Below are 20,354 nucleotides of genomic sequence, written 5' to 3'. Positions count from 1 at the left end.
TTCTTCTTGGCAGGAGTGGCGGCGGACTTCTTCGTGGCCATGGTCGGAGCTTTCTAAGAGGGGGCGAATGCTATCATCCGACCCCATCGAAGCGCCCCTTGAAGGCGCTTTTCTTTAGCCAAATCAACGGCTTAGCGCCTCCTACATGCGGCTGAACTCGATCAAGCTCGCCGGCTTCAAGTCCTTTGCCGAACCGACCACCTTCCAGCTGCCCGGGCAGCTCGTGGGCGTGGTGGGGCCCAACGGGTGCGGCAAGTCCAACATCATGGACGCCGTGCGGTGGGTGCTGGGCGAGAGCAAGGCCAGCGAGCTGCGTGGTGAGTCCATGCAGGACGTCATCTTCAACGGCTCCGGCAACCGCAAGCCCGCGGGCCGCGCCAGCGTGGAGCTGGTGTTCGACAACGCCAGCGCGCGAGCTGGTGGCCCGTGGAACCAGTTCAGCGAGATCGCCGTCAAGCGCGTGCTGACTCGCGACGGCACCAGCAGTTACTTCATCAACAACCAGCCGGTGCGCCGCCGCGACGTGCAGGACGTGTTCCTCGGTACGGGCCTGGGCCCGCGGGCCTACGCCATCATTGGCCAGGGCACGATCTCGCGCATCATCGAGAGCAAGCCCGAGGAGCTGCGACTCTTCCTGGAGGAGGCCGCCGGCGTCTCCAAGTACAAGGAGCGCCGCCGCGAAACCGAGAACCGGCTCAAGGACACACGCGAGAACCTGACGCGCGTCGACGACATCCTGCGCGAGTTGAACGCCAACCTCGAAAAGCTCGAACGCCAGGCCGAGGTCGCCGCCAGCTACCGGCAACTGCAGGACGCCGGCACTTTGAAGCTGCATCAGCTGTGGTGGCTGAAGCTGCGCGATGCCGGCACCGAGGCGACGCGTGTGAAGGTGGCGCATGCCGAGGCCCAGAACGCGCTGGAGTCGCGCCTGGCCGAGCTACGCGCGGTTGAAGCGACGCTGGAGGAGGTCCGCCAGCAGCATTACGCCGCCGGCGACGAGCTGCACGCCTCGCAAAGCCGTCATGCCGAAGCCCAGCTGGAAGTGAGTCGTCTGGAGGAGCGCATCCGCTTCGTCGTCGAAAGCCGCAACCGCGCCCAGCAACGGCTGGCCGAGCTGCATGCGCAGGACCAGCAATGGCGCCAGCGCGTCGAGGACTCCACCGCCGAGCTGGAAGGCATTGCCGAGCAGATAGCCGGCGCCGACGAGCAGAGTGAGATCCTGGCCGCGCAGGCCGAGGAGCAGCAGGCGCAGTTGCCGCTCAACGAGGATGCGCTGCGCGCCGCGCAGGCCCGTGCCAATGAGCAGCGCGCGCTGGTGGCCCAGGTGCAGCAGCAGATCCAGGTGCTGGCGGCCGAGAGCCGGAGCGTGGACGAGCAGGCGAGGGCGCTGCGCCAGCGGGAGGATCGCCTGACGGCCGAGAGCCGCGCCCTTGGTGCGCCGGACCATGACGCGCTGGAATCCTTGAAGGCCCGCAGCGCCGAGGCCGTCGAGGCGCGCGACCTCGCCGAAGCGCGGCTGCAGGAGCTGGCCGAGCAACTACCGCAGCTGGAAGAGCGGCGCCGCGCGGCCCAGCAGGACGCCAATGCGCAGCTCGCCAAGCAATCGGAACTGTCGGCCCGGCTGGACGCGTTGAAGGCCCTGCAGGAGAAGGTGCAGACCGAAGGCAAGCTCAAGCCCTGGCTGGCCAGGCACGGCCTCGACGGGCTGCAGGGCCTGTGGACGAAGCTGCACATCGAGCCCGGCTGGGAGAACACGCTGGAAGCCGCGCTGCGCGAGCGCATGGGCGCGCTCAGCGTCGGCCGGCTCGACACGGTGCGCGCCTTCGAGAAGGACGCGCCGCCGGCGCGGCTGGCTTTCTACTCGACGCCGGCCGCGTCCATCGCCAACACGCACGAGACGCTGCCCAAGCTGACGTCGCTGCTGAAGCTGAACGATGACGGCCTTGTCGCGCTGCTTAACGACTGGCTCGAAGGCGTCTACACGGCCACGAACCTGGACGCTGCGCTGGCCGCGCGCGGCCAGCTGACGCATGGCGAGCTGATCCTGACGCCGCAAGGCCATGCGGTCGGTCAGTTCTCGGTGACCTTCTACGCGCCCGACTCTGAGCAAGCCGGCCTGCTGGCCCGCGCGCAGGAGATCGAGCAGCTGACGACCGCAGCGCGCGCGCAGCACCTCATCGCCGAAGAGGCGCGTGTGCAGCTCAGCCGTATCGAGCACCAGTTCAACGACGCCAACGGCCGCCTGACCGCGCTGCGCCGCGAAGCCAGCGAGTCGCAGACGCGCGCTCACCAGCTGCACGTCGAGTTGCTGCGCCTAACGCAGCAGGCCGAAGCCAGCCAGCAGCGCCGCAGCGCTCTGGATGCCGAACTGGCCGAGATCGCCGGACAGCAGGAGGCGCTGCAGGAGCGCCGCGCCGTCGGCGAGGCGCGCTTCGAGGAGCTGGACATCCAGCTGGGCGACGCGCAGCAGCGCCATGCCGAGCTGGAAGACGGCGTCATCGCGGCCGAACGCAAGCTGGCCGATGCCCGCGAGCAGTTGCGCGCGCTGGAGCGCCGCGTGCAGGAGGCACGCTTTGCAACGCAGACGCTGGCCGCGCGGCGCGGCGAGTTGCAGCGCGGCATCGAAACGGCGCAGGCGCAAATCGCCACCGTGGCCGGCTCCGCCGCCAACCTGCAGGCGGAGCTGGACGGCCTCAACGACGCCGCCGCGCAGGCCGGCCTACAGGACGCATTGGCCCTCAAGGTGCAGCGCGAACAGGAGCTGGCCGCCGTGCGCTCCAGCTACGACGACCTCAGCCTGCGGCTGCGCAAGGCCGACGAGCAGCGCATGACCTTCGAGCGCAGCCTGGACCCGCTGCGCGAGGCCATCACCAAGCTGCAGCTGGAAGAGCAGGCCGCGCAGCTGGGCGGCGCGCAGTACCGCGAGCAGCTGGAGGCGGCGGCCGTCGATCTCGACGCGCTGGCCAAATCCATCGAGGAAGGCGGTGTGAAGCTGTACGGCCTGCAGGGCGAGATCGACCGCATCAATCGCGAGATCGCGGCGCTGGGAGCCGTCAACCTCGCCGCGCTCGACGAGCTGACCGCTGCCCGCGAACGCAAGACCTTCCTCGACTCGCAGTGCGCCGACTTGAACGCGGCCATCAAGACGCTGGAAGACGCCATTCACAAGATCGACCTGGAGACGCGCGACCTGCTGGGTTCGACCTTCAATCAGGTCAACGACCACTTCGGTCGCATGTTCCCCAGCCTGTTCGGCGGCGGCCAGGCCAAGCTCGTGATGACAGGCGACGAGATCCTGGACGCCGGCGTGCAGGTCATGGCCCAGCCGCCGGGCAAGAAGAACAGCACCATCCACCTGCTGTCGGGCGGCGAGAAGGCGCTGACGGCCATTGCGCTGGTGTTCGCGATCTTCCAGCTGAACCCCGCGCCGTTCTGCTTGCTGGACGAGGTCGACGCGCCGCTGGACGACGCCAATACCGAACGCTATGCCAAGCTGGTGGCCCAGATGAGCGCCGGCACCCAGTTCCTTTTCATCTCGCACAACAAGATCGCGATGGAGATGGCCGAACAGCTGATCGGCGTGACGATGCAGGAGCAGGGCGTGTCCCGCATCGTCGCCGTCGACATGGACAAGGCCCTCGCCATGGCAGAAATCGCATGAGCGTCACCCTCACTGAACTTCTCGCGATGGCCGGCGGCGTGGTGCTGGCCGGCGTCGTGGCCCACGGCGCCTGGGCCGCGCGCAAGGCCGGCCCCAAGCGTGCCGTGCCGCCGATGGAAGAACCGCACTTCGACAATCCGTCCCCTGCGGCCGAGGCGACCGATGCCGCAGCCGTCGTGTCGCCGGATTCCATGGACGTGACGGTGCCCGCCGTCGCCCGCCCGGTGCGTCGCCCGTCCAACCGCATCGACGCATTGATCGACGCCATCGCCACCATCACCGTCGAACAGCCCGTGTCTGGCGAGATGGCGCTGCAGCATCAGCCCGGCAGCCGCCGCGCCGGTACCAAGCCCTTCCAGATCGAGGGCCTCAATGCCGGGACCGGCGACTGGGAACTGCCGGGGCCGGGGCAGCGCTACAGCGAGTTCCAGGCCGGTCTCAAGATGGCCAACCGCGGCGGTGCGCTCAACGAGATCGAGTACTCCGAGTTCGTGCAGAAGATCCAGGCGTTTGCCGAGGGTCTGGGCGGCTTCGTGCAGTTCCCGGACATGCTGGACGTCGTGGCCCGCGCCCGTGAACTGGACCAGTTCGCCGCCAGCCACGATGCCCAGCTCGCGCTGCTGCTGCGTGCAAGGGCTGCGGCGTGGACGCCCGGCTTCGTCCAGCAGGCCGCCGCACGGCACGGCTTCGTGGCCGGCGCGTTGCCTGGTCGCCTGGTGCTGCCATCGCACGAAGACGGCGCGCCGCCGGTGCTGACGCTGCAGTTCGACGCGCAGGCCGCGCTTGCGGAGGATCCGGAGGCACTGTCGCTGCGCGAGCTGACGCTGGCGTTGGACGTGCCGCAGACGCCGTCCGAGCAGGAGCCGTTCGCGGCGTGGCAGGAATCCGCGCGCGCGCTGGCGCGCGACCTGGAGGCCGAGGTCTGCGACGACCGCGGCCAGGCGCTCGGCCTGCATGCCTTCGCCGCCATCGATGTGGAGCTTAAAAAGCTCTACGAAGCGCTGGCCGCCCGGGATCTTGCCGCGGGCTCTCCCGCCGCGAGGCGCCTCTTCAGCTGAACCGATGCGAGCCTCCACGCCAGCACGGAGCTTGCCCCCAGCGCGATGGCCGGCTGGGCTGTGCCGTGCGGCCGGTCTCGTTCTTGCGAGGGCTTGAACCGTGGCTACCTCGCTGCTGCTGATCGGGCTGCTCATCCTTGCCAGCGCCTTCTTCTCGATGGCGGAACTGTCGCTGGCCGCATCGCGGCGGCTGAACCTGCAGCAGCGTGCCGACGGCGGCGACACGCGAGCCGCCCAGGTGTTGGCCGTTCAGGCGCACCCGGGCCACTACTTCACCGTCGTGCAGATCGGCGTGAACACCGTGGCCATCCTCGCCGGCATCGTGGGTGAGGGGGCCTTCACGCCTCATTTCGAGGCGGCGCTGAGCGTCGTGCTGGCGCCCGAGGCGGCGGCTACGCTGGGCTTCGCTGGCTCGTTCGTCAGCATCACGGCGCTGTTCATCGTCATGGCGGACCTCGTGCCCAAGCGGCTGTCGATGAACGAGCCCGAGCGCGTCGCGATGGCGCTGGTGGGGCCGATGCTGCTGCTGTGCCGGCTGCTAAAGCCGCTGGCCTGGTTCTTCAGCAGCATCACCGAGGGCCTGATCCGGCTGCTGGGCCTGCCGGCCAAGCGCGACGAGACCATCACCTACCGCGATATCCTCGCGCTGACCGAAGCCGGCTACCAGGCTGGCGTCGTGGCCGACGAAGAACAGCAGGTCATCGAGAACGTCTTCGAGCTGGACACGCGCACCGTGGAGACGGTGATGACGACGCGCGAGCGCATCGTGTTCTTCAGCCGCGATGACGACGATGCGCTAATCCGCAACCGCATTGCCGAGACGCCGCATTCGACCTACCTGGTCTGCGACGGCGACGGCGACATCGACCAAGTCGCGGGTTATGTGGATGCCACCGACCTGTTCCAGCGCGTGCTGCGCGGCGAGCCGCTGTCGCTGGCGGGCGGCGACCTCGTCAAGAAGGTCCTCATCGTGCCCGACCGGCTGACGTTGTCGGAGATGCTGATCCAGTTCCGCGAGGCGCACGAGGACTTTGCCGTCATCGTCAACGAGTACAGCCTCGTCGTGGGCGTCGTGACGCTGAACGACGTGATGAGCACGGTGATGGGCTCACTCGTCGCGCCGCACGACGAGGAGCAGATCGTGCGGCGCGAGGACGGCTCGTTCCTTGCCGACGGCATCACGCCCATCCCCGATGTGGAGCGGGCGCTGGGCATCGAAGGCTGGCCGCATGCCGGTACCTACGACACGCTGGCCGGCTTCCTGATGGTGATGCTGCGCCGCATCCCGCGCCGAACGGACGTCGTAGAGTGGGAGGGCTGGCGCTTCGAGGTCGTCGACGTGGACGCCTACAGGGTGGACCAGGTCATGATCATCCGTGCCGGTGGCGCCGCAGGCCATCAAACCCGGGCCTGAGCCGGGCGAGCCACGCCTTTGGGCCGCATCCAGCGCCTACGGCCAGCCCTGGACCGGGAAGAATTGCCGCTTCGGGCCGACTTGAAGTGAACGGCGGCCCGAGGGTGCCGGCCTAACATCGTCGCGTCGTCTTGACGGTGTTGCCATGAGCTCATCCGCACACGTCCTTCATCGCGCCGAGATCGAGCGCTCCGGCTTCGGGCAACGCCTGCAGAGCCTGCATGGCCTGCTGCGCGGTCGTTATCCGATCATCGAGCGCGTGGCGTTGGCGCTTTATGACCCGGCCACCGATCTGCTCAAGACCTTCGTCAGCAGCAATCTGAATGGCCGCACGCTGCAGCAGTACGAGGCCACGCTGTCCAGCGTGCCATCGCTGTTGCGCCTTCGCCAGGAGCGCACTGCGCGCGTCGTCGACGACATCGAAGAATCCTTCCATGCCGCCGCGGCGCACACCGCGTGGCTGAAGGCACAGGAGTTTCGCAGCAGCTACACGCTGCCCATCTTTCGTGGCACCGAGCTGGCCGCCTTCCTGTTCTTCGACTCGACCCGGCGCGCGGCCTTCGTGCCGGCCGTGACGCAGGTGTTGGACCAGTTCGCAGACATCGTCTCGCAGCTCTACCTGCTGCGGATCTCCGCCGTGCAGCAGCTCATCGGCGCGGTGGACATTGCCACCGGCCTGGCCCGCATCCGCGACGTGGAGACGGGCCACCACCTCGAGCGCATGGCCAAGTACTCGCGACTCATCGCACGCGGTGTGGCCGAGCGCTACGGGCTCAGCGACGAGGCCATCGAATACCTGCATCTGTTCGCGCCGCTGCACGACATCGGCAAAGTCGGCATCCCCGACGCCATCCTTCTGAAACCCGGCAAGCTCGATGCCGACGAGTGGCAGCTGATGCAGCAGCATGTCGCCATCGGCGAGGAGCTCATCGGCCACATCGTCAGTGACCTCGGGTTGGCTGGCGACACGGCGGCGGAAATCATGTGGCAGGTCGTCGCCGGCCACCATGAACGCGGCGACGGCAGCGGCTACCCGCGCGGCCTACGCATGGCCGACATCCCCGTGCCTGCGCGCATCGTGGCGGTCGCCGACATGTACGACGCGCTGTCGTCGACGCGACCGTACAAGCAACCCTGGGATGAAGACCGCTGTGCGGTGGAGCTGCGCAGCCAAGCCGAGCGGGGACTGATCGATGCGGCCTGCGTGGACGCCCTGCTGGCCGACGACGAGGCGCGCCGCCTCATCCGCGAGCGCTTCGCCGACTGACGGCGCCGGTCGGCCATCGCGCCGTCAGTCGCTGGCGTGACCGGCGTTCGACGCGTTGGCCATCGACCGGGCCTCAGGCCGAGCGCGGGAAGTGGAAGATCCTGATCGAGGCCGGAGTGACTTCAAAGCGGCGGGTGCGCGCGTCGAAGCTGTCTTCCTGGATGACCACCTCGGGCGGGGCGTCGACCGCGTTGGTCGAGTCCAGGCTCTTGCCGACGAGGGCGAAGGTCCGGCCCTTGGCGCCGCTGTTGAAGCCGTCCAGCGCCAGTTCGAGGTTCTGGACCGCCTCGGTCGGGTTGACCACGGCGACGGTAAGCACTTTCTCGTCCTTCGTCAGCGCGGCCATCACGTCCAGCGGATAGGTCGCGCTGCCGGTGTTCACCTTTGGCTGATCGCCGCCGACGGGGTAGGCCGGCGCCGGCTGCGGCGAGTTGCCGCCCACGGCCACGGGGATGCTGCCGAAGTGCCGGTTGTAGAGCTGGAACACGCGCCCCTTGGTGCTGATGACGGAGCCCGTCGGGCTGACGTTCAGCCACGCGGTGGCCATCGTGTAGCCCGCCATGTCGATGAAGTCGGTGTGCTTGAAGAACTCGTGGAAGGCCAGCGCGATGGCCAGCGTGCCCTTGTAGCTGTCGCGGAAGCTGAAGGCCCATTCGTCGAAGAAGACCTTGACCTTGCCGTCGTTCAACTCGGGGAAGCGCTTCTTGTACTCCTCCCAGGCGTCGACCATCGTCGCGACGCGCTGGGCCGGCTGGCGCGCCCATTCGGTGAGCGTCTGCTTCACGTCGAACAGCTTGCCGCTCTGCAGGTCGAAGCGCTTGTTCTCGGGCGGGTAGGCGTGCGTGGCCAGCGCGTCGAACTTGCCCTTGGAGAACTTCAGCATGCCGTAGGCCCAGTCGCGGTCGGAGCCGACCTTAACCTCAGGCTGGCCGGCCACGAAGATGCCCTGGCCGGTCGTCATCTCGTCGACGAAGCCGCCGGGGGCGACGATGTAGATGGACGGGTCCACCTTGCGCATCGCGTCGGCAAACTGGTTGTGCTTGATGACGTATTGCTCGCGCGCCATGTGGCCGAACTGCCAGTGGCCGTACATCTCATTGCCGATGTTCCAGTACTTGACCTTGTAGGGCTGTACATGGCCGTTCGCGGCGCGCTTGGCGCCCCAGAAGGTGTTGGCGGCGCCGTTGACATACTCGACGATCTCGGCACCCGAGCGCGCCTCGCCGAAGCCCGTGTTGACGCACCAGTAGGGCTCGCAACGGATGAGCTCGCACATCTGCAGCAGCTCATCCAGGCCGGCGTCGTTGGGCTGCAACGCCTTCCAGACGGGGTCGAAGACGGGCGGTCGCTTGTCGGGGTCGCCGATGGTGTTCTTCCAGTCGTAAGGCCCCGAGATGAAGTTGCCGCCCGGCATGCGCAGGATCTTGCAGTCCATCTCCTTCATCAACGCGATGGTGTCGGCACGGAAGCCCTTGATGTTGTCGGCCGGCATCAGCGAGACGGCGCCGATCAGCAGCGTGCCCGAGCCGGTTGCGGTGATGCTCAGGCGCGCGTCCATCGTGTCGCCGGTGGCGGTGAACGTGAAGGGTATGGTGCTCCATGCCGATGTGGCCTGGACCTTGACCGTCTGCTCGCGGCCACGGCCTTCAGCGAGCGTCAATGTGACCGTCGTCGGCCGCGCCGCCTTCAACACGATGCGACCGGTGTAGGCCTTGTCATTGACGAGCGCGATGTGGCCCTGTGTGATGCCGCGCGGCTCGGTGGGTGACAGCCCGATGGCCGGGCTGTGCTCGCCGACGTAGGCGTCCGCCTTGTCGAGGGAGAGGCTGTCCATCGGGCCGACCGCCGTCCACTTGTGGATGTAGGCCATCGACGCGCGGAAGTCCTTCGGGTCAGGCCTGGGCTCCTCGGCCGACAACACGCCGTAGAAGAACTTGCGGTCGTGCAGCATCTCGGCCCACATCGTGTGGTTGATGATGTTGGCGCCGTGTTCCAGGAAGCCGCCGTAGAGGTACGGGTTGATGGGCTTGAATCGCTGGCGGGTGTCGATGGTGCCCTTGACGGCGGGCGTTGGCGTAGTGGCGGCGAGCGTAGGCGCGCCCCAGACACTGGCCATGCCTGCGGTGGTGAGGAGGAGATGTCGTCGGGTGAGGGCGGCGGAAGTGGTCACTGGATCGTCCATGAAGCAGCCGCCCCGCGAGGAGGCGGACGGTGGTGGATGGGGTGGATCGATCCATACCGCACCATCTCCGTGGATCGAGCCGATCCCGGTGCACGCTGTGCGGAACCGGGAAGGTCATGCCGGGGAGCCCGGCCGGCCTGGGCGGCGATGGTAGCGCTCTCAAGTCGTGCTGCGGAACTGGGGCGGGCCCGTGGTGCCGAAGGACTTCCACCGGGCGCGGGCAAGCGCACGGCTTGACATGTCGGCGTTTGGCGACGGCGCCGTCAGCGTTGGCGCCTTGCGGCCATTTCTTCCCCCATGGGCTTCAGCGCCGAGGGCTCCGTGGCAGCGCGAGCGATCGCGAACGCCCGCGCATCCTCAACGCTCAGATGATCCTCGTAGCTGCGGGAGTAGGCGGCCAACAGGTCGGTATCCAGGAGCGCCGGTTGTCCAGCGGCCCAGGACTGCAGCGGCGCACGGATCGAGGTCCACAGCCGCGTCATCTCGCGATGATCCGCCGCCAGCCGGTCGGCCAGCGTCGCTTCGCCGGCCTCGCGCAGCCGGGGCAGCACGTGGCGCTCTTCGTCCTCGTGGTGGGCCGGACCGGCGATGTCGAAGTAGCGCAACACGTCCGTCGCCGCGCTCTGCGCCTGGGCGTCAGCGCCGTGGGACTGCACATGCGCCTGCAGGCGCTGCAGCAGGTCCAACGTGCGTCGCACCCGCTCGTGGCAGGCGGCCAGCATCTCGAAGGGTTGGTCGAAGCCGACGGCCGGGCCGGCATGTAGGACGGTACGGGAGCTCATCCGGCGATTCTCCGGCCGCGACAATGCCCTTATGACCGCGACCCCTGCCCAGCGCGCACAAGAGCTGCGCGATCTGCTCCACCATCACGCCCACCTGTACTACGTGCTCGATGCGCCCGAGCTGCCGGACGCCGAGTATGACAAGCGCTTCCAGGAGTTGCAGGCGCTGGAAGCCGCGCATCCCGAGCTGCAGACGGCCGACTCGCCAACCCAGCGCGTCATCGGCGCCGTGCTGCCGGGGCTGACGCCAGTGCGCCATGCCGTGCCCATGCTGTCGATCACGACGGAGACCGACACGACCGAAGGCGGCGCCATCGCGTTCGACGCGCGCGTGCGCCGTGAGCTGGGGCTGACCGACGCGGACCCGCCGGTGGACTACAACACCGAGCTGAAGTTCGATGGCCTGGCCATCAACCTGCGCTACGAGGCCGGCGTGCTGGTGCAGGCCGCCACGCGCGGCGACGGCGAGACCGGTGAGGACGTGACGCACAACGTGCGCACCATCGGCCAGATCCCGCTGCGGCTGCGTGGCGACGCACCGCAGGTGCTGGAGGTGCGCGGCGAGGTCTACATGCGGCGCGACGCCTTCGAGGCGTTGAACGAGCGCCAGCGTGCCAAGGGCGAGAAGACCTTCGTCAATCCGCGCAACACCGCCGCCGGCGCGATCCGCCAGCTTGACTCGCGCCAGGCGCGCGACAAGCCGCTGAGCTTCTATGCCTACGGCATTGGCGAGGTGCGGGGCTGGGCGTTGCCGGCCACGCAGTCCGGCCTGCTGGATGCGCTTGCTGCCTTCGGCGTGCCCGTCAACGACCTGCGCGAGGTCGCGCGCGGGCCGGCCGGGCTGATGGCCTTCCACCAGCGCGTCGCGGCGGCGCGCGACGCGCTGCCGTTCGACATCGACGGCGTCGTCTACAAGGTCGACAGCCGGGAACATCAGCAGCGGCTGGGCTTCAAGACGCGCGAGCCGCGCTGGGCGGTCGCGCACAAGTACCCGGCGCAGGAGCAGGTGACGACGCTGCTGGCCATCGACGTGCAGGTCGGCCGGACCGGCAAGCTGACGCCGGTGGCGCGGCTGGAGCCGGTATTCGTCGGCGGCACGACGGTCAGCAACGCGACGCTGCATAACGTCTTCGAGATGCGCCGCAAGGGCGTGCGAGTGGGCGACAAGGTCGTCATCCGGCGCGCGGGTGACGTCATTCCCGAGGTCGTCGGACGCGTGCCCGGCGAGCGGCCGGCTTACGTACTCAACTTCCACATGCCGCGCCACTGCCCGGTCTGCCGGAGCGACGTGGTGCGCGAGAAGGGCGGCATCGAGTACCGCTGCACCGGCGGCGTGTTCTGCCCGGCGCAGCGCAAGCAGGCCATCCTGCACTTCGCCGGCCGCCGCGCGATGGACATCGAGGGGCTGGGCGACAAGCTCGTCGAGCAACTCGTCGATGCGGGCATCGTGCAGAGCCTGCCGGGCCTCTACAAGCTGGGCGTCGCCAAGCTGGCCGTGTTGGAGCGCATGGCGGAGAAGAGCGCGCAGAACCTGGTCGACGCACTGGAGAAGAGCAAGACGCCGACGCTCGCGCGCTTCTTGCTTTCTCTGGGTATCCGCCAGGTGGGCGAGACGACCGCCAAGGACCTGGCACGGCATTTCGGTACGCTGGACAAGCTGATGAACGCCAGCGTCGAGCAACTACTGGAAGTGCCCGACGTAGGCCCTATCGTCGCCGCCAGCGTGCACACCTTCTTTGCCCAGCAGCACAACGTTGAGGTCATCGAACAGTTGCTGGCCGCCGGCGTCGCGCCGCGGGAGAGCGAAGGCGAGGGCGACGATCGCCCGCGGCGCTTGCTGGGCAAGACGCTGGTGCTGACCGGCACGCTGCCGACGCTGACGCGCGACGAGGCGCAGGCCCTCATCGAGGCCGCCGGCGGCAAGGTCAGCGGCTCGGTGTCCAAGAAGACGAGCTATGTGATCGCCGGCGAAGAGGCAGGCAGCAAGCTCGAGAAGGCCCGCACGCTGGGCGTACCGGTGCTCGACGAGGCCGGCCTGCAGGCCCTGCTCTTAGCCGCAGGCTGAACTTACTCGCTGGCCTTGATGACCCGGCCGTTGAGCGGCTGCACCGGCCGGGCGTTCATCGCATAGGCGCGGCCGAAGCGGCCGATCTGCTCGGCCGACACCTGGACCGGCGTCTTCAGCACGAACCAGTTCACGCCTTCGCTGCACGGCGGCGTGGTCAGCGAGCCGGCGAAGTTGTAGTACGCGCGGTTCTCCGGGAGCAGGGCGCTCAGGTCGATGCCGATGCCCGGCACGGGCGTCTCCTGCTCCCGGGTCTTGGGCAGGTTGTCGAACACGGCCTGGATCAGCGGATGCCGGGCGCCCTTGTCCAGCAGCACGGCGACGACGGCCAGCTGGCCCGCGTCGCTCCTGTGCACGAGGTGAGCCACCAGCGGATAGGCCTTGCCGTTGATGCGCTCCTCGCTGGGCTTGTGGAAGTGGAACTGCAGCAGCTCGTAGCGACTGTCTCCGACCGTGATCGAGCTGCCCGGCGCGACGTTAACCTGCACGGTGTGGCCGTTGTCGATGATCTTCAGCGGCGTCGGCTTGTAGTCGAAGTTGATGGCCGGCAGCGCGGCCGTCTGCACATCGGCGGTGCGGATGTCGATCGGCGACTGGGTCTGCCCGATCGCGCAGGTGCCGAACTTCTCGTCGACGCTGGCCCATTGGGCCGGGCCGGTCGCGCCGCCGTAGCTCCAGTGCGTCGGGTGGTGGCCCGAGTGGGCGGCCGGTTCGGCGCCGAAGCTGGTGGCGGGCAGCATGGGTAGTGCTGCCGCGGCAGCCAGAGCCAGCAGGCGAAGTCGTTGGGCTGATGTCATGGAAGTTCTCCGTCGTGTTTCAAGTAGGGGCTGTTCTGCCGGTCCGTGGCCGCTCGTGCGACCGAACGTCGCCACCGGCCAGGCAGGCACCGGAACAGGCCGAGCAGCATTCCCCTGCTCGGTGATGTTTTCGTGTGGCCGATGCGAAGTTGCGTGACTTCTGAGGTTGTGACGCACATCTGGTCGGGTCGCTTTATAGGTGCGTTCCGCTATCGCAAGCAGGAGCGAAGGCGGCGATTCGTGCAATAGGTCCCGGTCTGCGCGCCAGCTGGTGGAAGCCAGGACCCCCAGCCTGCGCGGGGGCAGTAGCCAGTTCTTGCGAAGGGCAGGGCGGTCGCACGACGCGCAGACTGTTCGCCATGGCAAAAACGTCCGGGGGCGCGCATGGACTGGAAGACATCACTGTGGGGCCTGGCGGCCTGTCTGGAGCTGTCAGGCACTGCCCGGCCTGCGCTCGTGCTGCAGCCGGATGGACAGCAGGTGCTGGATACCGAGGCCCGGTTGCTGTGGTTCCATGACTGGAACCGCTTGACGTTTACCACCTTCCCGGTTGCGACCGGCTGGGTATCGGGTCTGGCTGTGGGCGGCGCCAGGGCGGGCGACTGGGGCGGCTACTGAACGAGCCCGAGCCACGCGCCGTATCCGGAATTCGGCTGTGACGCGGGCGCTGACATGGCGTGTGACTACGTCTGGCAGGTTCCGTCCGTCGCGAGTGCCGTGGCTGTCCGTTCTTCGGTCGGCGTGGCGGTCTCGCTTGGCCAGTTGCCCGAGCCCGCCACATTGCCGCTCGTGCTGGCAGCGCTGGCTGCCGTTGGTCGCCTGCGCGGCCTGTCGGTGCCTCGGCCGATCGCCAGGCGTCTTTGGGCCTCAACGCCTGAGCTTAGGCATCGGCTGGGCCTTGGCCCAGTCGGGCTTGGTCTCGAACAGGTGGTCGATGAAGGCCCGCGTTTTGGCGGGCATCAGCCGTCGGCTGGCCGTCAGCAGGTAGACGGGTAGCGGCTCGTAGCCCCAGTCCGGCAGCACCCGCACCAGCGTGCCGGCCTCGACGTCGGACGCCACCATGCCGAACGGGAAGCTGCCGATGCCGCCGCCGGCCCGCGCCATCGACAGCACAAGGCCGATGGAGTTCGCCTCCAGCGGTCCGCGCATCGGCACGTCCACGGTCTGCTTGCCATTGCGCAGCCGCTTGTTGACGTCCTTCGCCTGCGTCAGCGCGACGAAATCGTGCGCGGCCAGGTCGGCCGGCGTCAGCGGCGCGTGCCGCGCCTGCAGGTAGACGGGGCTGGCGTACAGCCCGCGCTCCAGCTGCATGTACAGCCGCGCAACCAGTTCCGGCTCGTCCACCGGGCCGGCGCGCACCGCCACGTCGTAGGGTTCGTTGAAGAGGTCGACGTGCCTCGGCGTCGTGTCAACCTCCAAATCCACTCTGGGATAGCGCCGCACGAAGCGGGCAAAACTGTCCGCCAGCAACAGCATCGCGAACTCCGCGGGCACCGACACGCGTAGCTTGCCCTGCGGCGTGGCGTCGCGCGAGGCCAGCCATTCACGCGTCTCCGCGATGTCGTCTTCATGGCGCTGGGCGCGTTCGGCCAGCTGTTCGCCCAGTTCCGTCAGCGTGAGCCGTGCGGCGCCCGGGACGAACAGCCGCGCGCCCACCGAGGTCTCAAGCGCCGTGAGGCGCCGGCTCAGCGTTGCCTTGGGCAGGTCCATCAACCGGGATGCGGCAGACAGGGAGCCCGCCCGCTGCACCTGCGCCAACAGCAACAGGTCATCGACTTTCATGTCGGTTTGTTTCGTTTCGTTTCTGGAACAGTGCGTTCGCCGTTTGTGGCTATGCGCGAAAAATGGAACTCTCTACAGTCGCGGCCATCATGTCAACACCCCGCCTGCTGCAGTCCCAGCGCCACCGCATCGGTGACGGCTTCGAGGCCGACGGCTGGCGCGAGCCCGCAACGCTGCTCGACCCGTTCATCCGGGTTGACCACTTCCGCATGCGCGAGGCCGCGTTCGCGCCCCATCCGCATGCCGGCTTCTCGGCGGTGACCTATCTCTTTGCCGACTCGGCCACCGGCGTGTTGAGCCGCGATTCACTCGGCGGCGAGCACGTCATCCCGCCCGGCGGTCTGCACTGGACGCTGGCCGGCCGGGGCCTCATGCACGACGAGGTGCCCGCCGACTCGGGGCGTGAGGCGCACGGCCTGCAGATCTTCTTGAACCTGCCGGCCGCGCTGAAGCTCTGCCCACCCGCCATCATGCGACTCTCGCCAGCGCAAATGCCCGTGCGCACGGGCGCCGGCTGGCGTGCCGTGCAGGTCTTCGGTGGCGAGACCGGGCTGAATCTGCCGTCGCCTGCAGCGCTCAGGGTCGTCGATATCGACGCTGGCGCCGGCTTCAACATCACGCTGGCTGCCGGTGAGCAGGGCTTTGCCCTGGTCATCCGAGGCAGCGGCCGTGCCGCAGCATTGCCGCTGACGGCGGGCCGTGCCTTCAGCCTCGACGAGGCAGGCCGCGCCCGGATTACGGCCGAAGAACCTCTGCGGCTGGCCTGCTTCAGCGGCCGGCCGCTGCGCGAGGCAGTCGTCTGCCACGGCCCCTTCGTCATGAGCGATGAGGCCCAGGTCGTGGCCGCGCTGCAGCGCTTCCAGAGCGGCGGCATGGGCCGACTCTGCCCCCGCAACACCCCCAACATCTGACGAATAGACAGGACCCGAGATGAACGCTCCCCAGGCCGATGACAACGTGCCCACGCCCATCGCCCCTACCGCAGGCAAGAGCGGCCCGCCCGTGCCGCTGCTCGTCATCGGCGCGTTGCTGCTGGCCGGTGGTCTGGGCCTCGGCGGCCGCATGTGGTGGCGCGCCCAGCATCTCGTCGAAACCGACAACGCCTATGTCGCCGGCCGCCTCCACCCAGTGGCCACGCGGGTGGCCGGTGTCGTCACGGAGCTGCATATGCGCGACAACGCGCCCGTCAAGGCGGGCGACGTGCTGCTGCGGCTGGACCCGGCCGACGCAGCCGTGCAAGTTGAGCGGCTGAAGGCGCAGATCGCCCAGGCCGACGCGGCGATCACCGCCAGCGGCGCGCAGATCGCTCAGGCCCGTGCCCAGGCGGCAGCCACGACGTCGCAGGTCGCCCAGGCCGAGGCCGTGCTGGCGCGCACGGAGCTGGAGGCCAAGCGCAGCCAGGCCTTGTTCGGTGCCGAGTTGCGTGCGACGAGCAAGCAGGAGCTGGACGCGGCGCTGGCCGCCCGCGAGGTGGCACGCGCCGACCTGGCCGCGCGCAAGGCCAGCGCCAATGCCGCGAAGGAAGCCATTGCCGCCGCAGAGAGCGCCCGGCAGTCGGCCACCGCGCAGAAGAGTGCGACGCAGGCCCTGTTGAAGGACGCACAGAACCAGGTCGGCTACTCCGAGGTGCGCGCCGCGGCGGATGGCCGCATCGGCAAGCGCACGGTCGAGGTGGGCCAGCGCGTTCAGCCGGGCCAGCAACTGGCCGCCATCGTGGAGACCGAGACCTGGGTCGTCGCCAATTTCAAGGAAACGCAGCTCGCGAAGATGAAGCCGGGCCAGAAGGTGCGCGTCAAGGTCGACGCCTTCCCGGGCCGCGAACTGCAAGCCCATGTCGACAGCTTCGCGCCGGCGTCGGGCGCCAGCTTCGCGCTGCTGCCGCCGGACAACGCCACCGGCAACTTCACGAAGATCGTCCAGCGCGTGCCGGTCAAGGTCGTGTTCGAGCCCGAAAGTCTGCAGGCGCTCGGCGAGCAGGCCACGCGCATCGTGCCGGGGCTGTCGGTGCAGGTGGAAGTCGAAATCGCCGAGTGATGGAGCCCCGTGTCCAAGAAGTATCTTGGCCGGTCCCCCGCGGGGACGGCGATGCTAGCCGGGTCGCCCGGCAAGCACATCGCTCGACGCGGGCCGGCTTGGGAGCGGCCCGGCGCCGGGCCCGCAAATCCATGAACCCCGGCTCGACGGATTACTGACATGGGCAATGAAAACTATCTCCCGCCGCCGCCCGACCAGAAGGTCAGCGGCCGCACGTGGCTGGCCGTGCTGTCCAGCCTGCTGGGGGCCTTCATGGCGGTGCTGGACATCGCCATCACGAACTCGTCGTTGCGCGACATCCTCGGCGCGCTGTCGGCCACGCAGGAAGAGGGCAGCTGGATCTCCAGCGCCTATCTCGTCTCCGAGATCGTCGTTATTCCGCTGGCCGGCTTCCTGGCCATGGTGTTCTCCACCCGGCGCTACCTGGTCGTCAACGTGGCGCTGTTCCTGGTCTTCAGCACGCTATGCGGCATGGCCTGGAGCCTGGAGAGCATGATCGCCTTCCGCGCGGCGCAGGGCTTCACAGGTGGCGTCATGATTCCGATGGCGATGACGCTGGTCACGCGCAAGCTGCCGCTGAAGAAGCGGCCCATCGGCCTGGCGCTGTTCGGCATGACGGCCACGCTCGCGCCCACGCTAGGCCCGACGGTGGGCGGATACCTGACCGAGCTGTACGGCTGGCCCAGCATTTTCTACATCAACTGGGTGCCGGGCGTGCTGCTGATGCTGGGCGTGTCCATTGGCCTGGAAAAGGAGCCGATGAAGCTGCGGTTGCTGCGCGAGGTCGACTGGCTGGGCATCATCTTCATGGCCATGGGCCTGGGCTCGCTGACCGCGATGTTGGAGGAGGGCAATGCCAAGGACTGGTTCCAGAGCCACTTCATCATCACGGCTGCCGTGCTGGCGGTGGTGGGCCTCTACGGCTGGGCCTGGCGTGGCCTGACGCGCAAGAACACCTTCATCGACCTGCACATCCTGAGCCGGCCCAGCTTCCTGATCGCGTCCGTCATCGCGTTCACGACCGGCATGGGCCTCTACGGCTCGGCCTTCGTGCTGCCGCTGTACCTGGGCCAGATCGCGAACTACACGCCGATGCAGATCGGCCTCGTCATCATGTGGATGGGCCTGCCGCAGCTGTTCGTCATGCCATTCGCCGCCAAGCTGTCCACCAAGCTGGACAACCGGATCATGATGAGCGTGGGCCTGGTGCTGTTCGCCGCTTCCTGCTTCATGAACACCCACATGAGCGCGGACACCGCCGGCCCCGAGCTGATCGCAGCGCAAATCGTGCGTGCTCTGGGCCAGCCGTTCATCATCATCACGCTGACGAACTTCGCCGTGAACGGCATCGCGCCGCAGCTGCTGTCCAGTGCGGCCGGCATGTTCAGCATGATGCGCAATCTCGGCGGCTCGGTGGGCATCGCCACGCTTTCCACGATGCTGACCAACCGCGAACACCTGCACAGCGCCCGCATCGGCGAGGCCGTCAGCGCCTACGACCCAGCCACGCAGGCGCGGCTGGATGCGCTCGCGCAGAACTTCTCGGCCAAGGGATTCGACCTCGCCACGGCGCAGGACATGGCCGTCAAGGCCCTGGACAACGTCGTCCGCCGCGACAGCTTCGTCATGGCATACAACGACGCCTTCCTGATCCTGGGCCTGGCGCTGCTGAGCTGCGTCGTCATCGTCTGGATGACCAACAAGGTGCTGGGTGGTGCGGCGTCCGCCGAAGCCGCGCACTGACACCCCGCCACGACCTGACTGCCGCCGGACCCCACCCTCCGGTTCGGAGAATGAAATGAATGCCAAGTTTGTCCTGACGCTGCTGACCTCTGCCGTGCTGGCCGCCTGCACGACGGTTGGCCCCAACTACGAGGCCCCCGCTGCCCACGCGCCGGCCGCCTACCGCGCGGCATCGCCCGCCGGCGCCGAACTGCAGCGCGACTGGTGGCTGATGTTCGACGACGCCCAGCTGAATGCCCTCGAAGGCCAGGCGCTGCAGGCCAGCCCGACGCTGGCCGCCGCGGCGGCGCGCATCGAACGCGCCCGCGCCGTTTTCGGCGCAACGCGGGCCGACGAGCGGCCGCGGCTGGACGTCGGCGCCAGCGTCACCGACCTGCGCACCTCGGCCAAGTCAGTCACGACGCCGGTCCTCGGCGGCCAGCCCATCATCTTCGACGGCACGCAGACGGGCATCCAGGCCTCGCTCGGCTGGGAAATCGACCTGTGGGGCCGCGTGAAGCGCCAGGCCGAGGCCGCACAGGCGCAGCTCGATGCGTCCACGCTTGACGCTGCGGCAGCCCGCGTGGCGCTGACGGCCGACGTGGCCGCTGCCTACTGGCAATGGCGTGCGCTGGCCGACGAGGCCAACGCGCTGCAGCGGCTGCGTGACAGCCGCGCCAAGGCTTTCCAGGTGGCGCAAACCCGCTTCGATGCTGGCGCTTCCACGACGCAGGACCTGGAGCGGGTGCGCGCCGAACTGGCCGCCGCCGACGCCGACCTGGCCGACCTGCCGCGCCGCGAGGCCCTCGTCCTGAACCAGCTCGCCGCACTGACCGGCCAGCCGGCGGCCGGGCTCAAGTTGCAGGCCGCGCCGCTGGCGACACCGCCGCAGATCCGCGCAGGCCTGCCATCGGAGCTGCTCCAGCGCCGCCCCGACCTGGCGCAAAGCCTCGCGCAGCTGCATGCGGCGACGGCCCAGGTCGGCATCGCCGAGGCGGCGTTCTACCCGTCCATCCGCCTGACCGGCAGCTTCGGCTACCAGAGCAAGGAGCTGGGCGACCTAATCTCCGCGCCGGCACGGCTCTACAACGTGGGCCCCAGCATTTCGCTGCCGATCTTTGACGGCGGCCGCAACCAGGCGAACCTGGCCGGTGCGAAGACCCAGGTCGACGAATCGCTGGCCGCCTTCCGCGGGCGCATGCTGCAGGCCTTGCGCGAGGTGGACGATGCGCTGGCCGAGCTGCAGGGGCGCGCGGCCGTCGTGACGGCGCAGAACCGCACGCTGGCGTCCGCCGGAGAGGCGTTGAAGGTGGCCCGCAGTCGCTATGACCAGGGCGCGGTCAGCTACCTGGACGTGACCGAGGCCGAACGCACGCCGCTGGCGACCGAGCGCGCGCTGGCCCAACTGCGCGGCGCGCAGTGGGCGGCGACGGCCCAGCTCGTCAAGGCGCTGGGCGGGGGCTGGACACCCGCCGGCCCCGGCGGCTGAGAAAAAGTGCGGTCCGTTGTCGAAACGGGCCCGCCTGGCGCGTCATCGGCGCGAAGGAGCCCATGCCCCTTCGCCCTGCCACACTTGCCGAAAGGACGACG

The 20,354-nt window shown here is 68.5% G+C and carries 14 protein-coding genes; 10 read left to right on the top strand and 4 right to left on the bottom strand.

The window, feature by feature from the left end; all coding sequences use genetic code 11:
• The first annotated feature begins 145 nt into the window (after nucleotides 1–145).
• From smc to LXT13_RS15935, 4 genes are all read left to right on the top strand, one after another.
• A complete protein-coding gene (gene smc, locus LXT13_RS15950) occupies nucleotides 146–3,661 on the top strand; it encodes a chromosome segregation protein SMC (protein WP_233372957.1) in 3,516 nt (1,171 codons plus the stop codon).
• Nucleotides 3,658–4,719 carry a cell division protein ZipA C-terminal FtsZ-binding domain-containing protein gene (locus tag LXT13_RS15945; RefSeq protein WP_233372956.1) on the top strand — a complete coding sequence of 354 codons (1,062 nt, stop codon included), beginning with the start codon at nucleotides 3,658–3,660 and terminating at the stop codon, nucleotides 4,717–4,719. Before smc ends, LXT13_RS15945 begins: the two co-directional genes overlap by 4 nt.
• Before the next feature lie 100 nt (nucleotides 4,720–4,819).
• Complete coding sequence (paeA, locus tag LXT13_RS15940; RefSeq protein ID WP_233372955.1) at nucleotides 4,820–6,133, top strand: polyamine export protein PaeA; 1,314 nt, start codon at nucleotides 4,820–4,822, stop codon at nucleotides 6,131–6,133.
• 145 nt (nucleotides 6,134–6,278) lie between these two features.
• Nucleotides 6,279–7,400 (top strand): HD-GYP domain-containing protein, encoded by a 1,122-nt coding sequence (locus tag LXT13_RS15935; protein ID WP_233372954.1) that lies wholly within the window; start codon nucleotides 6,279–6,281, stop codon nucleotides 7,398–7,400.
• 73 nt (nucleotides 7,401–7,473) lie between these two features.
• Here LXT13_RS15935 and LXT13_RS15930 read toward each other — a convergent pair whose 3' ends face one another.
• Together LXT13_RS15930 and LXT13_RS15925 are read right to left on the bottom strand one after the other, a co-directional pair.
• Complete coding sequence (locus tag LXT13_RS15930; protein ID WP_233372953.1) at nucleotides 7,474–9,516, bottom strand: hypothetical protein; 2,043 nt, start codon at nucleotides 9,514–9,516, stop codon at nucleotides 7,474–7,476.
• A 329-nt stretch (nucleotides 9,517–9,845) separates the two neighbouring features.
• Nucleotides 9,846–10,364 carry a hemerythrin domain-containing protein gene (locus LXT13_RS15925; protein ID WP_233372952.1) on the bottom strand — a complete coding sequence of 173 codons (519 nt, stop codon included), beginning with the start codon at nucleotides 10,362–10,364 and terminating at the stop codon, nucleotides 9,846–9,848.
• A 31-nt stretch (nucleotides 10,365–10,395) separates the two neighbouring features.
• Between LXT13_RS15925 and ligA the strand changes: the two genes are divergently transcribed.
• On the top strand, nucleotides 10,396–12,429 hold the full coding sequence (gene ligA, locus LXT13_RS15920) for an NAD-dependent DNA ligase LigA (RefSeq protein ID WP_233372951.1): 2,034 nt from the start codon (nucleotides 10,396–10,398) through the stop codon (nucleotides 12,427–12,429).
• Between the two features lie 2 nt (nucleotides 12,430–12,431).
• Here ligA and LXT13_RS15915 read toward each other — a convergent pair whose 3' ends face one another.
• Nucleotides 12,432–13,226: a carbonic anhydrase gene (locus LXT13_RS15915; RefSeq protein WP_233372950.1), complete on the bottom strand. Its 795-nt coding sequence runs from the start codon at nucleotides 13,224–13,226 to the stop codon at nucleotides 12,432–12,434.
• Between the two features lie 384 nt (nucleotides 13,227–13,610).
• Here LXT13_RS15915 and LXT13_RS15910 point away from each other — a divergent pair, with 384 nt between their 5' ends.
• Nucleotides 13,611–13,844 carry a hypothetical protein gene (locus tag LXT13_RS15910; RefSeq protein WP_233372949.1) on the top strand — a complete coding sequence of 78 codons (234 nt, stop codon included), beginning with the start codon at nucleotides 13,611–13,613 and terminating at the stop codon, nucleotides 13,842–13,844.
• 249 nt (nucleotides 13,845–14,093) lie between these two features.
• On the opposite strand, the gene LXT13_RS15905 is transcribed toward LXT13_RS15910, so the two are convergent.
• The gene (locus LXT13_RS15905; RefSeq protein WP_233372948.1) at nucleotides 14,094–15,008 is read right to left on the bottom strand and encodes a LysR family transcriptional regulator; all 915 of its coding nucleotides are present in this window, start codon (nucleotides 15,006–15,008) and stop codon (nucleotides 14,094–14,096) included.
• An 89-nt stretch (nucleotides 15,009–15,097) separates the two neighbouring features.
• Here LXT13_RS15905 and LXT13_RS15900 point away from each other — a divergent pair, with 89 nt between their 5' ends.
• The 4 genes from LXT13_RS15900 to LXT13_RS15885 all read left to right on the top strand — a co-directional run bounded on the left by LXT13_RS15900 (nucleotide 15,098) and on the right by LXT13_RS15885 (nucleotide 20,253).
• Entirely contained in the window at nucleotides 15,098–15,919 is an 822-nt protein-coding gene (locus tag LXT13_RS15900; RefSeq protein WP_233372947.1) for a pirin family protein, read from the top strand.
• Between the two features lie 19 nt (nucleotides 15,920–15,938).
• Nucleotides 15,939–17,042 (top strand): HlyD family secretion protein, encoded by a 1,104-nt coding sequence (locus LXT13_RS15895; protein WP_233372946.1) that lies wholly within the window; start codon nucleotides 15,939–15,941, stop codon nucleotides 17,040–17,042.
• A 159-nt stretch (nucleotides 17,043–17,201) separates the two neighbouring features.
• The gene (locus LXT13_RS15890; RefSeq protein ID WP_233372945.1) at nucleotides 17,202–18,785 is read left to right on the top strand and encodes a DHA2 family efflux MFS transporter permease subunit; all 1,584 of its coding nucleotides are present in this window, start codon (nucleotides 17,202–17,204) and stop codon (nucleotides 18,783–18,785) included.
• Nucleotides 18,786–18,840: 55 nt separating this feature from the next.
• Nucleotides 18,841–20,253 (top strand): efflux transporter outer membrane subunit, encoded by a 1,413-nt coding sequence (locus tag LXT13_RS15885; protein ID WP_233372944.1) that lies wholly within the window; start codon nucleotides 18,841–18,843, stop codon nucleotides 20,251–20,253.
• Nucleotides 20,254–20,354: the final 101 nt, after the last annotated feature.

Source organism: Pelomonas cellulosilytica, assembly GCF_021353265.1.
In the GTDB taxonomy this organism is placed as follows: Bacteria; Pseudomonadota; Gammaproteobacteria; order Burkholderiales; family Burkholderiaceae_C; genus Pelomonas; species Pelomonas cellulosilytica.
Note: the sequence above shows the minus strand (reverse complement) of the source record. Positions and strands in the feature narration are given on the sequence as shown.